Origin of the sequence: Pseudomonas fluorescens, from assembly GCF_902498195.1 — a bacterium.
Classification (GTDB): Bacteria; Pseudomonadota; Gammaproteobacteria; order Pseudomonadales; family Pseudomonadaceae; genus Aquipseudomonas; species Aquipseudomonas fluorescens_BU.
In genome coordinates this window covers 589,484-602,035 of sequence record NZ_CABVIY010000003.1, presented here as the reverse complement: position 1 = coordinate 602,035, position 12,552 = coordinate 589,484, and the positions used below count along the sequence as shown (strand labels likewise).

Here is a 12,552-nt window from a genome sequence, read left to right as displayed (position 1 = left end):
TGCAGCGCATGACAGGCAGTCATGGCGCGGGGAAGGATCAGCTTTACGGCAATTCATTATTATTATCTCCAATAAATTTCGAAGACCGCGCTGCGGCGGTTGCGTCGATTATTGGAAAGCCATGTAAGTTCGCGTTGAACGTAAAGATCGAAGTTGTACAAAGACGTAACAAATTTGTACAGATTTACCTGTGGGAGCGAGCCTGCTCGCGATGGCGGCTTCACATTCAACATTGATGTCGACTGATCCACCGCTATCGCGAGCAGGCTCGCTCCTACAGGGAAATACGTTTGCCCGTGATCATCGCGGTAAGCCCACTCCCGGCAGGTCCTCCAGGATTTGCAGTGCCCGTTGCATTTGCGCCTTTACCGTCGGGGCCAACCCGCGAATCGCCGGTTCATCGTTGCCCAGCGCCGCTGTTTCCAACTGGCGCAATACCGAGGCCAGGCCACGAAAACCCAATGAATCGCTGCTGCCCGCCAGCCGATGCGCCAGTTGCGCGACCTCGGTGCAATCGTCGGCCGCGATCGCCTCATCCAGCGCTTCGCGGTGCTGAAGGATCGACTCGCGCAATACCGCAAGCAGGCCCTGCACCTTTTGCTCACCGAGCAAGGTGCGATGGGTTTGCAGCAGAAGCCAGTCCATCGCCCCGCCATCCACCAGGGGTTTCTTGACCAGGGTTTGGCCCGCCAGCGCCTGGCGCAGGCTCTCCAGTTTCAACGGCTTGGACAGAATGCCGTCCATGCCGGCGTCCAGGTAACCGCGAACCAGCGCCGGTTGGACACTGGCGGTCAGGGCGAACAGGCGGGTCTGGCGATTCGGTCCTTCGCTGCCGCGCAGCCGGGCGCACAACTCGACCCCGCTCAGGCCCGGCAGGTGCACGTCCAGCAGAATCAGGTCGAACGACCGTTCGGCGCACAGCACCAGCGCCTGTTCGGCATCGACGGCCAGCCACACCCGGTGGCCGTCCCGTTGCAGCAGGCCCTCGGCCACTTCGCGGTTGAGCGCCACATCCTCGACCACCAGAATGTCGAGTGCCGGCCCCGGCCCCAGTACCGGCGCAACGCCGATGACATCGCCGGCCGGCTGCAAGGTCAGTTCGAACCAGAAACAACTGCCGCGCCCGACCTCGCTGCTGACGCCAATGCAGCCGCCCATGTGTTCCACCAGATGCTTGCAGATCGCCAATCCCAACCCGGTGCCGCCAAAACGCTGCGCGACTTCCTCGCTGGCCTGGGTGAAGCGCTCGAAAATCTTCGCCTGCATCGCCGGGGCAATGCCGATGCCGTTGTCGGTGACACTCACGCGCAGGCGCTGTCCGCCTTGGCCCTCGGGCTGGGCAAGCAACGCCACCTCGACGCTGACCTCGCCGCCTTCGGTGAACTTGATCGCATTGGCCAGCAGGTTGCTCAGGACCTGGCGCAAGAACTGCTCGGCGCCATGGTGATGCCCGGCCACCCGCTGATCGACCCGGCAATGGAGAATCGTGTCGTTGCCCAGCGCCTTGGGCTCCAGCAAGGTCAGCACTTCGTCGAGTAACTGGCGCAGCGAGAAATTCACCGGCTCGGGCAGGCTGGCGCCCTCCTCCAGCCTGGCGAAAAACAGCACCTCATTGAGGATCGCCAGCAACCCCTCGCCGGCCTTGTGCAAGGCATCCAGACGCTTGCTGTCCTGCTGATCCAGGCGGGCACCGCGCAGTAATTCGGCCATGCCGAGAATGCCGTTGAGCGGCGTGCGCAGTTCGTGGCTCATGGTTGCCAGGAAGCGCGACTTGGCCTGGTTCGCGGCTTCCGCCTCGTCCTTGGCGCGCATCAGGCTGGCGGTCCGCCGTTCGACCCGGCGCAGCAACTCATCGCGATTGTCCTGCAAGGCCAGCCGATCGGTTTCACGGCGATCGATGTCGCTGAGGATGGCCCGGCGCATGTCATCGAGGGCGTGGGCCACGGTGTCGATTTCGTCTTCCTGCGCGCTGCGCCGCTTGTCCAGGTGCAGCGGCTCGTGCCATTCGCCCGCCGCAATGCGCCGGGCAAACCCGGCCATGACTTGCAGGTGGCGGGTCACCAGGCGATAGAACAACCCCGACAGCGCCACCGCCAGACCGCAGAGAAACGCGCCCATCCACAGCAGGCTGGTCAATCCGGTGGCGTACAGGCGTTGATAGACCGCGCCCAGGTCGGTGCTGACTTCCAGTTCACCGAGCTGGCGCAACGGGCCGGAGGGCGGCTGGTAATCCAGGGCAAATCGTTCGACGTGCAACGGGCCGACCGGGTCCGGGTTGCCTTGCAGCAAGTCATAATCGGGGCTGGTCAGGTGCACCCGCGCCACGTCGGAAAAATCCACCAGGCCGCGCAACTGCACGTTCAACTGTTCCTGGTTCAAATCCCACAGGCTGCGTTCCAGGCTCGCCAGGTAGCCGGCGCGGATCAGCTCCATGCGCGAGTCGATCTCGCGCATCTCCCGGCGGTACTCGATGTACAACTGCACGCTGCTGGCCAGCACGGTGAAGCACAGGCTGAACAACAGGATGAACAGCAGCAGGCGCCGCAACAGTCCACCAGGCCGGGCGCGGATCATGGTGCGTTGGCCGGCAGGTTGATCATGTCGCGGTAGGTGACTTCGCTTTCATTGAGCAGGCGCTCGATGTCGCCGGCATCGACCATGCGCTGCAATTGCGCGTTGATCTGCGGCATGCGCCTGGCCAGCGGTGAACGCCGCGACACCGCGACCCGCAGGTAATCCACGCTCAGGGCATTGGGCAAGGCGACGATGTCTTGCGCGCCGGGCAGGTTTTCCACGTACAGCTGACCGGTGCGGCGTTCCTGGGTGATGAAGTCGATGCGCCCGCGAATCAGCTTGCCGAAGTTCTGGCGGCTGTCGGAAACCCATTCGATGTTGTTGTTTTGCGCGACCATGCGATCGAACTCCCCACCGTAGCTTTCCCCGAACAACAAGCCGCCCCGGTAGCGGGCCAGGTCTTGCAGGCGCTCGAATGTCACCGGGTGCCGGCGATTGACGAACAGCGCCACTTCTTCACGCAGCACCGGCACCGTGGAAAACAGCATGGTCTGTTCCCGTTGTGCGGTGCTGTAGGCCAGCACCACGTCGACCCGGCCTTCGGCGGCGTCGAGCAGGCAGCGCTTCCAGTTGCCCAGCACCACGATCTCGACCTCATAGCCCAGTTCGCCGAACAGCTTTTTCACCACGCTGGGCGCCAGGCCACGGACCTGTTTGCCGTCGCTCCAGGAAATCGGCGGATAGACCGGATAATCGCAGTAGCGCACCGTCTCCACCGCCTGCGCCGGATGCCCGGCGACCAGCGCCAGCATCAGCCAGAGCAGTCGGCCCCCGGCCATCACGCCGCCAGGCTGGCGGTGAACAGGTAGCCGGCGCCGTGGATGGTGATGATCAGGTGCGGTTCGGCGGGATCGTCGTGCAACTTGCGCCGCAAGCGACCCACTAGCACATCGATGGAGCGGTCGTTGGGCACCCATTCGCGGTTGCGGATCTGGTCCATCAACTGGTCGCGGCTCAGGGTGTGGCCGCTGTTGCGCAGGAACACGCTGAGCAACTGGTATTCACCGTGGGTCAGCAGGGTTTCATGGCCCGCCGGATCGATCAGGCGCCGGCGGTCGGTGTCCAGCGCCCAATCGGCAAATTGCTTGACCGGTTTGGAGACAGTCGCGACCGGCGGAGGCGATTGTGCGTGGCGAACCCGGCGAATCAGGTTTTTCGCCCTGGACACCAGTTCCCGTGGGTTGAGCGGCTTGATCACGTAGTCATCGGCGCCGCATTCGAGGCCGACGATGCGATCGATCTCATCGTTGCGCCCGGTGATCAGGATAATCCCCACTTCCGAACGCACCCGCAGTTCGCGGGTCAGGGTCAGGCCGTCCTTGCCGGGCAAGCGGATGTCGAGCATGACCAGGTCCACGGTCTGGCTGGCCAGGAAGGTTTCCGCCAGTTCCGCCGTGGCGGCGCAATGGACCTCGTAGCCTTCCTGGGAAAGATAGGCCTGCAACAGTTCGCGAATCAGCGGATCGTCGTCGACGATCAGTACCCGAGGAGTCATTGCGTGGTGTCCTGCACGAGCCCGAAGGCGTATTTCTTATTAGAGTGTGTTGTTGCATCAGCGCCAGAGAGTAGCCACTGCTGAACAGGTGATCAACAGCTGCTCGTCTAGACGCTGTTCTGGCTGATGGAGAATCGCTGGCGGCCACCGGCCTGCAAACCGTCGACCCAGGCCTCGCAAATCTGCATGCCCTGCTCCGGGGTGAAGGTGCCGGGGTTCAGGCCCAGTTCCAGCCACAGGCCATCGAGCAAGGCGCTGAGGCTGATCGCGGCGAGATCGGCGTCGAAGTGTTCCCAGCCCTCTTCCTGCGCCAGCTCCATCAGCACCTTGCGCAAAATGGCGCGGTACTCGCCATAGGAATGGTCGTGCGCCTGGTTGATGGCCTCGGCGGTTTTCACCGCGCCCCAGAACGCCAGCCAGGCGTCGATCAGCTGCGGGTCAAGCAATTCGGCGGAAAACGAACCCCGGAAAAACGCCGACAACCGTTCGCGGGCACTGGGTGCCGCCTGTTCCATGGCGTCGCGCAGCAGGGTCATGACCCGGCCGGTAATCGCCATGTAGGCCTCGGCCACCAGCTCGTCCTTGCCGGAATAGTGATGGCTGATCAGGCCGACCGAGACGCCGGCCTCGGCGGAAATCTTGCGGATCGACGCGCCCTGGAAGCCGTGGCGCTTGAGGCACACCAGCGTCGCCTCGATCAGATTGGCCTTGCGCAACTCCGGTTCCATGCGGGAAAAACGGGCTTCCTGATTCATGGGCGACATGCTCCTGGGTTCAGTCATTGGGGCCCGCGTATCGACGGCGAGCTGAACGACTGTACAGCAAGAGCCCAGTGATTCTCCAGTAGAGACCGAGGGGCTCCCATCGCGGGCAAGCCACGCTCCTACAGTTCCGAGTCGTTCACCAATGTGCGCACGACACGAATCCTGTGGGAGCGGGCTTGCTCGCGAAAGCGGAGTATCAGTCAACAAAGGTGCTGAATGTACTGGCCTCTTCGCGAGCAAGCCCGCTCCCACACAGGGTCTGAGTCAATCCCGATACCCCGGCGCCACCCGCTCCAGCAATCGCAACATCGCCGCCCAGGCCAGTTGCATCGCATCCGGATCGCTCAGTTCGCCGTCTTCCAGCGGTCGCCCCGGATCATTGAACTGGCGCTCGGTGTGTTCACACACCTCGGCCGGTGGCAATACCAACTCCCCGGCGGCTTGCGCGGCCAGCTGGATTTCGCAGGCCTTTTCCAGGTAATACATGCGCAAGAACGCCTGGCTCACCGTCTCGCCGACGGTCAGCAAGCCATGGTTGCGCAGCATCAGCACCGGCTTGTCGCCCAGATCCTGCACCAGGCGTTGCTGCTCGCTCATGTCCAGCGCCACGCCCTCATAGTCGTGATAAGCAACACGCCCGTAAAACTCCATGGAAATCTGATTGACCGGCAACAACCCACACTTCAACGCAGCCACCGCGCAACCGGATTTGGTGTGGGTGTGCAGTACGCATTGCGCGTCATCACGGGCGCCGTGAATCGCGCTGTGAATCACGAAACCGGCCGGGTTGACCGGATACGGCGACGCCTCGACGGCACGGCCTTCCAGATCGATCTTCACCAGGTTGGACGCCGTTATTTCATCGAACATCAGCCCGTAGGGGTTGATCAGAAAATGATGCTCCGGCCCCGGCAGGCGCACCGAGATGTGGGTGAAGATCAAATCGGTCATGCGAAAGTGCGCAATCAGGCGATAACAGGCGGCCAGTTCTTCGCGCAGGCGCTGTTCAGTGGCGCTGCGCACAGGCGCGGCAGTCAGGTCATTCATTATTGTGGTTCTCCAGGCAGATCGGCTGGCAGACATTACGGCTGGACGTGCATCCACGTCCAGCCGCCGGCGTTTACTTGCTGGCCCACGCGTTGAAGCGCTCCTCCAGCTCCTCGCCATGATCGACCCAGAAACCGACGTTCATCGACAGCGCACCCTTGAGGTTCTGCGGTGCGGTCGGCACCCACTTGGCCAGTTTGTCGTCCAGTTGCGCGGCAGCCAGGGTGTTGGTCGGCCCGTAAGGAATCAGGTGCACATAGTTGACCTGGTTATCCGGCTGGTTGGTAAATGCGATGAAGCGCTTGGCCTGGTCAACATGCTTGGAGCCCTTGATGATTGCCCAGTAATCCATGCCGTACAGGCTGCCGGGCCAGACCAGGCCAAGGTGGCTGCCTTTTTGCGCGGCGTCGGCAATGCGCCCGCTGTAGGTAGAAGTCATCACCACATCGCCCGACATCAGCCATTGAGGGGGTTGCGCGCCGGCCTCCCACCACTGAATGTTGGGCTTGAGTTCGGTCAGTTTGGCGAACGCGCGGTCCACGCCTTGCGGGGTGGCGAGTACCTTGTAGACGTCTTCGGTTTTCACCCCGTCGGCCATCAAGGCGAATTCCAGGTTGTACACCGCACGCTTGCGCAGCCCACGCTTGCCAGGGGTTTTCTGCACGTCCCAGAAATCGGCCCACGAGGTCGGGGCTTGCGCCAGCTTGTCGGTGTCGTAGGCAATGGCCACGCTCCAGACCATTGCCGCCGATCCGCATTCCTGTGCCGCTTCGGGGATCAACTGGTCGGCATGCCCCAGACGCGTCCAGTCAAGACGCTCGTACATGCCCTCTTCGCAACCGCGCATCAAGTCCGGGCCTTCGATCTGCACCACATCCCAATCGACGTTGCCGGTGTCGACCATCACTTTGATCCTGGCCATCTCACCGTTGTACTCGGCCTGCATGACCTTGCTTTGATCCAGCGTGGCAAAAGGCTGAAAGAACGCCGCATCGAGGGCTTTCTGTCCGGCCCCGCCGTAGCCGACCACCACCATGTCCGATCCTGCCTGAGCGTTGCCAAAGCCTAAGGCCATGGACAACACCAAGGGATAAAAACCGTGCTTGAGCGTATTCGATTTCATCAGTGGTTCCTCGTGTGATGGCAGCCGGGTTGAATCGGTGTGGCCTGTTTTTATTGTTGGTGAGGTGCGGCCCGGGAGCGGGCTCGAAACGAAACTACTGCAACCACGAGTAAAAAAACAAGTTGATTTTTTACTGAAGGTAAATTTCTATAGGCCAATAATAACAACCGCTATCTCTGTAGGAGCGAGCACGCTCGCGATGAGCCTGAGGACGACGCGTTGATCCAGATACCGCGCGTTTTCGTTGACGTCCATCCCGAGCAGGCTCGCTCCTGCAGGTCGGCCCGCTGGAGTAACCGCACCATGTCGACACCCGCCTTTGCGCACCTGTTCGAACCCTTGCAGATTCGTGGCAAGCGCCTGAAAAACCGCATCATGTCCAGCGGGCACGACACCTCGATGCCCACCGACAACCTGGTCAACGAGCAGTTGATTGCCTATCACCGGGCGCGTGCCGAAGGCGGTGCCGGGCTGATCGTGCTGCAAGTGGCCGGCGTGCATGACAGCGCGCGTTACACGTCACACGTGCTGATGGCCACCGACGACGCCTGCATCGACGGCTACCGCCAACTGGCGCAGACCTGCCACGCCCACGGCACCCTGGTGCTGTCCCAGGTGTTCCATCCGGGGCGGGAAATCATGGAGTCCAGCGATGGGCTGCTGGCGGTGGCCTACTCTGCCTCGGCGGTGCCCAACGAGCGATTCCGGGTGATGCCACGGGCCCTGGACCAAGCGATGATCGACGAGATTGTGCAGGGTTACGCCGCGGCAGCCCGGCGCCTGCATCAGGCCGGGATCGATGGTGTCGAGGTGGTCGCCAGCCACGGGTACCTGCCGGCGCAATTCATCAACCCGCGTGTCAACCGCCGCACCGATGGCTACAACGGTGAACTGGAACAGCGCCTGCGTTTCCTGCGTGAAGTGATCGCCGCGATACGCGTCAGCACCGACGAAGACTTCATCATCGGCCTGCGCATTTCCGCCGACGAGCGTGACCCCGAAGGCCTGACCGAGGGCGAATCCCTGGCCGCCGTGCAGTCGCTGCAAGCCCAACTGGATTACGTGCACATCGTCGCCGGTACTTCCGCGTCACTGGGCGGCGCGGTGCACATCGTGCCGCCGATGGCGATTGAAGCCGCGTACCTGGCCAAGGAAGGCGGGACGTTCAAGGCCAGTCTGGACATTCCGTTGTTCGTCACCGGGCGCATCAACCAGCCCCAGGAAGCGGAGCTGATGATCGCCCGTGGCCAGGCCGACGTCTGCGGCATGACCCGGGCTTTGATCTGTGACCCGCAAATGCCCAACAAGACCGACACCGGCCACGTCGAAGATGTGCGCGCGTGCATCGCCTGCAATCAGGCGTGCATCGGGCACTTTCACAAAGGGCTGCCGATTTCCTGCATCCAGCACCCGGAAACCGGTCGCGAGTTGATCTTCGGCCAGCGGCAAGCGGCGAACGCCCGCAAGCGCATCATGATCGCCGGTGGTGGTCCGGCCGGCATGAAAGCAGCTGCGGTTGCCGCACAACGCGGGCATGAGGTGACGCTGTACGAAGCCAGCTCGCAACTGGGTGGCCAGGTGTTGCTCGCGCAGCTGTTGCCACGGCGCAGCGAGTTCGGTGGCGCCAGCACCAACCTGCAACGGGAAATGGAGTTGGCCGGGGTGCGCGTGGTGCGCAACACCCGGGTCGACCGCGCCCTGGTGGAGCAGGAAAAACCGGACATGGTGATCGTCGCCACCGGTGCCGAACCCTACTGGCCGCCCTTCGAGCGCGGCGGCGAATTGCAGGTGGTCGATGCCTGGCAAGTGCTGCGCGAGGAGGTGCAGATCGGCCGTTCGGTCGTGGTGGTGGACTGGCGCTGCGACTGGATCGGCCCCGGCATCGCCGAACGCCTGACCCGCGCCGGGCATCAGGTGCAACTGGCGGTCAACGGCACCCATTGCGGGGAAAACCTGCCGCTGTACGTACGCGATCAACTGGCCGGCGAACTGCACAAACTGGCGATACCGATCACGCCGTATGCACGGTTGTATGGCTGCGACGACAACACGGTGTACCTGCAACACACCGCCAGTGGCGAACCGATGTTGCTGGAAAACATCGACACGCTGGTGCTGTGCCAGGGCCATCAACCGGTGGACACCCTGGGCGCCGAGTTGCAAGGTCTTGTGGAATACCGCCGCATCGGCGACTGCCTGGCGCCGCGCACCGCTGAAGAAGCGATTTATGAAGGGTTGAAAGTCGCGTGGGAGCTTTAAGCCTGTTTATACTCCGGGGCCTTAACGGCTAACACCTCCCCTGTAGGAGCGAGCCCTGCTCGCGATGAACCCGAGAACACCGCTGGGTGTCAGGCGTCCAGCGTTATCGTTGGCGACCATCGCGAGCAGGGCTCGCTCCTACAAGGGATTTGCGTCATTCCTCCCGGTTCGGAATTCACCATGAGCACCAACAGCATCCCACAGCCCGCCACTGGCAGCGCCGAACCGCATTTCCTCGGCACGCGCATTCGCGGCCTGCGCAAACGCCGGGGCATGACCCTGGCCGAACTGGCCGGCTTGAGCGAACTCACCGCCGGCTACATCAGTCAGCTGGAACGCAACCTCGCCTACCCCTCGATCCCGGCGCTGTTCAACATTGCCCGCAGTCTAGGGGTGACGATCCAGTGGTTCTTCGCCAGCGAAACCAACACCAACCCCGAGGACGACGGCGTGGTGGTACGCAAGAACAGCCGCCTGAGCGTGCATTACGAGGATGGCATCGTCGACCATTTGCTGACCCCCACGCCCAACCGCCAGCTGGAAATGCTCCACTCGCGCTTCCCCCCCGGCACCTACAGCCAGCAAAGCTACAGCCACGAAGGCGAAGAAGCCGGCTACCTGCTGTCCGGCAGTTTCGAGTTGTGGGTCGGCGAGCGTCATTTCCAGCTCAACGAAGGCGACAGCTTCAGCTTCTCCAGCCAGGAACCGCACCGATACGGCAACCCTGGCGAGGTGGACGCGGTGGTGATCTGGGTGATTACCCCGCCAACGTTCTAACGTCGCCCGCGACCGGGCGAGGTGACACTCGCGCGCTTGAGGGTGTCGCTCGGCAACTCCTTGAACAGCGCGCGGTAGCTGCTGGAAAAGCGCCCCAAATGCCAGAACGACCAGTGCATCGCCACTTCGGCCACGGTGGTTTGCGACGGCGTGCGGCTGAGCAGTTCGCGGCGGGCGCTGTTGAGCCGGCGCAGGCGCAGCCATTGGGTCGGCGCCATGCCGGTGTAGGTCTTGAACGCATGCTGCAACTGGCGCAGCGAAACCCCCGCGACCTGGGATAACTCCAGCAGGTTGAGGTGTTCTTCCGGCGTGTCCGCCGCCCATTCCGCGACCCGTTTCATGATCGCCCGCTCCCCCGCCCGGCGCTGTAACGCGCCCTGATCCAGACACACGCAGGCGTTGTCGAGGATGAACAGGCAGTCGTCCAGCAATTGCTCGGTCAGCGCTTCGCGACTCGGTGGATCGAGGGTCTGCGACAGCCGGGTCAGCGTGCCGCTGAGCCAGCGGCTGAACAAGGCGTTCTGCTGTGAATTGAGCGGCGCCATGAACAGCCCTTCGAGCCGGGCGACCTCCAGGGCATGGCGCTGGACAAACTCCGGGCCGAACACCACGGCGATTTCCTGGTAGTTCTCCGGGGTGATCCAGATGTTGCGGCTTTCGCCATTCAACACGTACAGCGCGTTGTCGCTGCGGTCGAAACAGAACGCCAGCGAGCCCTGCGGCGCGCTGAAATTCTGTTCGACCCGAGTGTTCATGTGTTCCTCGTAGATCTCCACGCCCTGCAAGTCCAGATAGCGCACCAGCCCGGCGAAATGCCCCGGCGACATCTGTTGGTAATGCTGGACCCAACCCGGCGTGGCGCGGATTTGCTCGGCGACATCGGCGGTGTTGAAGGCTTGAACCTGTAGTGAATTGCACACTGTTTTAAAAGCTGTCATGGGGCGATCTCGCGCACTCTTTTGGTGCGCTTTGTGCTGCTTAAAGTGGATAGATGGAACCGCGAGGCTCGCCCAAGATAGTCGTCAACGCGCTACAGGGGAAGTGCCCGGCGGATGAAACCGGCCGCTCCTGGCGTTAATAAAACCAATAACGAGGTCTTTATGAATGTCCCTTTCGATCAGCTGTTCACGTGGCTGAAAGATCACAAGATTACCGAAGTCGAGTGCGTCGTCAGCGACCTGACCGGCATTGCGCGCGGCAAAATCGCACCCACCAACAAGTTCCTGCATGAGCGAGGCATGCGCCTGCCGGAAAGTGTGCTGTTGCAAACGGTAACCGGGGACTTTGTCGACGACGACATCTACTACGACCTGCTGGACCCGGCCGACATCGACATGGTCTGCAAGCCAGTGTCCGACGCGGTGTACGTGGTGCCATGGGCCATCGAGCCGACCGCCATCGTGATCCACGACACCTTCGACAAGTTCGGCAACCCGATCGAGCTGTCGCCGCGCAACGTGCTGAAAAAAGTCCTGCAGCTGTACACCGACAAGGGCTGGCGGCCGATCGTCGCGCCGGAAATGGAGTTCTACCTGACCCAGCGCTGCGAAGACCCGGACTTGCCCTTGAAAGCACCGTTGGGTCGCTCGGGCCGCGCGGAAAGTGGCCGTCAGTCCTTCTCCATCGACGCCGCCAACGAATTCGACCCGCTGTTCGAAGACGTCTATGACTGGTGCGAACTGCAAGGCCTGGACCTCGATACGCTGATCCACGAAGACGGCCCGGCGCAGATGGAAATCAACTTCCGTCACGGCGACGCCCTGGACCTGGCCGACCAGATCACCGTGTTCAAGCGCACCCTGCGTGAGGCCGCACTCAAGCACAACGTCACCGCGACCTTCATGGCCAAGCCGATCGGCGACGAGCCCGGCAGCGCCATGCACATTCACCAGAGTGTGGTGGATATCGCCACGGGCAAGCCGATTTTCGCCGACGACAACGGGCAGATGAGCGAGCTGTTCCTGCACCACATCGGTGGCTTGCAGCGCTACATCCCCAAAGTGCTGCCGATGTTCGCGCCCAACGTCAATTCGTTCCGCCGCTTCCTGCCGGACACCTCGGCACCGGTCAACGTCGAATGGGGCGAGGAAAACCGCACCGTCGGCCTGCGCGTGCCGACCTCCAGCCCCGACGCGATGCGCGTGGAAAACCGCTTGCCGGGCGCCGACGCCAACCCGTACCTGGCCATCGCCGCCAGTCTGTTGTGCGGCTACATCGGCATGGTCGAAGGCATCGCGCCGAGCGCCGCGGTCCAGGGCCGCGCCTATGAACGGCGTAACCTGCGCCTGCCGATCACCATCGAGGACGCCCTGACCCAGATGGAAGAATGCGACACCGTCAGCCGCTACCTGGGTAGCAAATTCGTGCGCGGCTACGTCGCGGTCAAACGCGCCGAGCACGAAAACTTCAAGCGCGTGATCAGCTCGTGGGAGCGCGAGTTCCTGTTGCTCAGCGTCTGACAAACCCACTCCTGCATGAACCCGCTCCCACAGGGGGGAACGCCACCGCCTGAA

The 12,552-nt window shown here is 62.7% G+C and carries 10 protein-coding genes; 3 read left to right on the top strand and 7 right to left on the bottom strand.

Annotated features, from left to right (window positions below; genetic code table 11):
* Positions 1-300: 300 nt before the first annotated feature.
* The 6 genes from F8N66_RS13670 to F8N66_RS13645 form a co-directional block, all read right to left on the bottom strand.
* Positions 301-2,574 carry an ATP-binding protein gene (locus tag F8N66_RS13670; protein WP_150770665.1) on the bottom strand — a complete coding sequence of 758 codons (2,274 nt, stop codon included), beginning with the start codon at positions 2,572-2,574 and terminating at the stop codon, positions 301-303.
* Entirely contained in the window at positions 2,571-3,353 is a 783-nt protein-coding gene (locus F8N66_RS13665; protein ID WP_191622985.1) for a substrate-binding periplasmic protein, read from the bottom strand. Before F8N66_RS13665 ends, F8N66_RS13670 begins: the two co-directional genes overlap by 4 nt.
* Positions 3,353-4,069, bottom strand: coding sequence for a response regulator (locus F8N66_RS13660; RefSeq protein WP_150770664.1), 717 nt, complete (start codon positions 4,067-4,069; stop codon positions 3,353-3,355). Before F8N66_RS13660 ends, F8N66_RS13665 begins: the two co-directional genes overlap by 1 nt.
* A 107-nt stretch (positions 4,070-4,176) precedes the next feature.
* Positions 4,177-4,824, bottom strand: a complete 648-nt coding sequence (locus F8N66_RS13655) for a TetR family transcriptional regulator C-terminal domain-containing protein (RefSeq protein WP_150770663.1) — start codon at positions 4,822-4,824, stop codon at positions 4,177-4,179.
* A 273-nt stretch (positions 4,825-5,097) separates the two neighbouring features.
* Positions 5,098-5,880, bottom strand: coding sequence for a class II aldolase/adducin family protein (locus F8N66_RS13650; RefSeq protein WP_150770662.1), 783 nt, complete (start codon positions 5,878-5,880; stop codon positions 5,098-5,100).
* Positions 5,881-5,953: 73 nt separating this feature from the next.
* Positions 5,954-7,003 (bottom strand): ABC transporter substrate-binding protein, encoded by a 1,050-nt coding sequence (locus F8N66_RS13645; RefSeq protein WP_150770661.1) that lies wholly within the window; start codon positions 7,001-7,003, stop codon positions 5,954-5,956.
* A gap of 303 nt (positions 7,004-7,306) precedes the next feature.
* Between F8N66_RS13645 and F8N66_RS13640 the strand changes: the two genes are divergently transcribed.
* Together F8N66_RS13640 and F8N66_RS13635 are read left to right on the top strand one after the other, a co-directional pair.
* Entirely contained in the window at positions 7,307-9,262 is a 1,956-nt protein-coding gene (locus tag F8N66_RS13640) for an FAD-dependent oxidoreductase (RefSeq protein WP_150770660.1), read from the top strand.
* 180 nt (positions 9,263-9,442) lie between these two features.
* Entirely contained in the window at positions 9,443-10,039 is a 597-nt protein-coding gene (locus F8N66_RS13635; RefSeq protein WP_150770659.1) for a cupin domain-containing protein, read from the top strand.
* On the opposite strand, the gene F8N66_RS13630 is transcribed toward F8N66_RS13635, so the two are convergent.
* The gene (locus tag F8N66_RS13630; RefSeq protein WP_150770658.1) at positions 10,036-10,977 is read right to left on the bottom strand and encodes a helix-turn-helix domain-containing protein; all 942 of its coding nucleotides are present in this window, start codon (positions 10,975-10,977) and stop codon (positions 10,036-10,038) included. The two genes, F8N66_RS13635 and F8N66_RS13630, sit on opposite strands and share 4 nt — an antisense overlap.
* 162 nt (positions 10,978-11,139) lie before the next feature.
* On the opposite strand from F8N66_RS13630, the gene F8N66_RS13625 reads away from it, so the two are divergent.
* Complete coding sequence (locus tag F8N66_RS13625; protein ID WP_150770657.1) at positions 11,140-12,498, top strand: glutamine synthetase family protein; 1,359 nt, start codon at positions 11,140-11,142, stop codon at positions 12,496-12,498.
* Positions 12,499-12,552: the final 54 nt, after the last annotated feature.

What these genes read in the sequence shown, in the direction of transcription:
- F8N66_RS13670 (WP_150770665.1), bottom strand. Translation starts at nt 2,574, where the DNA reads ATGATCCGCGCCCGGCCTGGTGGACTGTTGCGGCGCCTGCTGCTGTTC.
- F8N66_RS13665 (WP_191622985.1), bottom strand. Translation starts at nt 3,353, where the DNA reads ATGGCCGGGGGCCGACTGCTCTGGCTGATGCTGGCGCTGGTCGCCGGG.
- F8N66_RS13660 (WP_150770664.1), bottom strand. Translation starts at nt 4,069, where the DNA reads ATGACTCCTCGGGTACTGATCGTCGACGACGATCCGCTGATTCGCGAA.
- F8N66_RS13655 (WP_150770663.1), bottom strand. Translation starts at nt 4,824, where the DNA reads ATGAATCAGGAAGCCCGTTTTTCCCGCATGGAACCGGAGTTGCGCAAG.
- F8N66_RS13650 (WP_150770662.1), bottom strand. Translation starts at nt 5,880, where the DNA reads ATGAATGACCTGACTGCCGCGCCTGTGCGCAGCGCCACTGAACAGCGC.
- F8N66_RS13645 (WP_150770661.1), bottom strand. Translation starts at nt 7,003, where the DNA reads ATGAAATCGAATACGCTCAAGCACGGTTTTTATCCCTTGGTGTTGTCC.
- F8N66_RS13640 (WP_150770660.1), top strand. Translation starts at nt 7,307, where the DNA reads ATGTCGACACCCGCCTTTGCGCACCTGTTCGAACCCTTGCAGATTCGT.
- F8N66_RS13635 (WP_150770659.1), top strand. Translation starts at nt 9,443, where the DNA reads ATGAGCACCAACAGCATCCCACAGCCCGCCACTGGCAGCGCCGAACCG.
- F8N66_RS13630 (WP_150770658.1), bottom strand. Translation starts at nt 10,977, where the DNA reads ATGACAGCTTTTAAAACAGTGTGCAATTCACTACAGGTTCAAGCCTTC.
- F8N66_RS13625 (WP_150770657.1), top strand. Translation starts at nt 11,140, where the DNA reads ATGAATGTCCCTTTCGATCAGCTGTTCACGTGGCTGAAAGATCACAAG.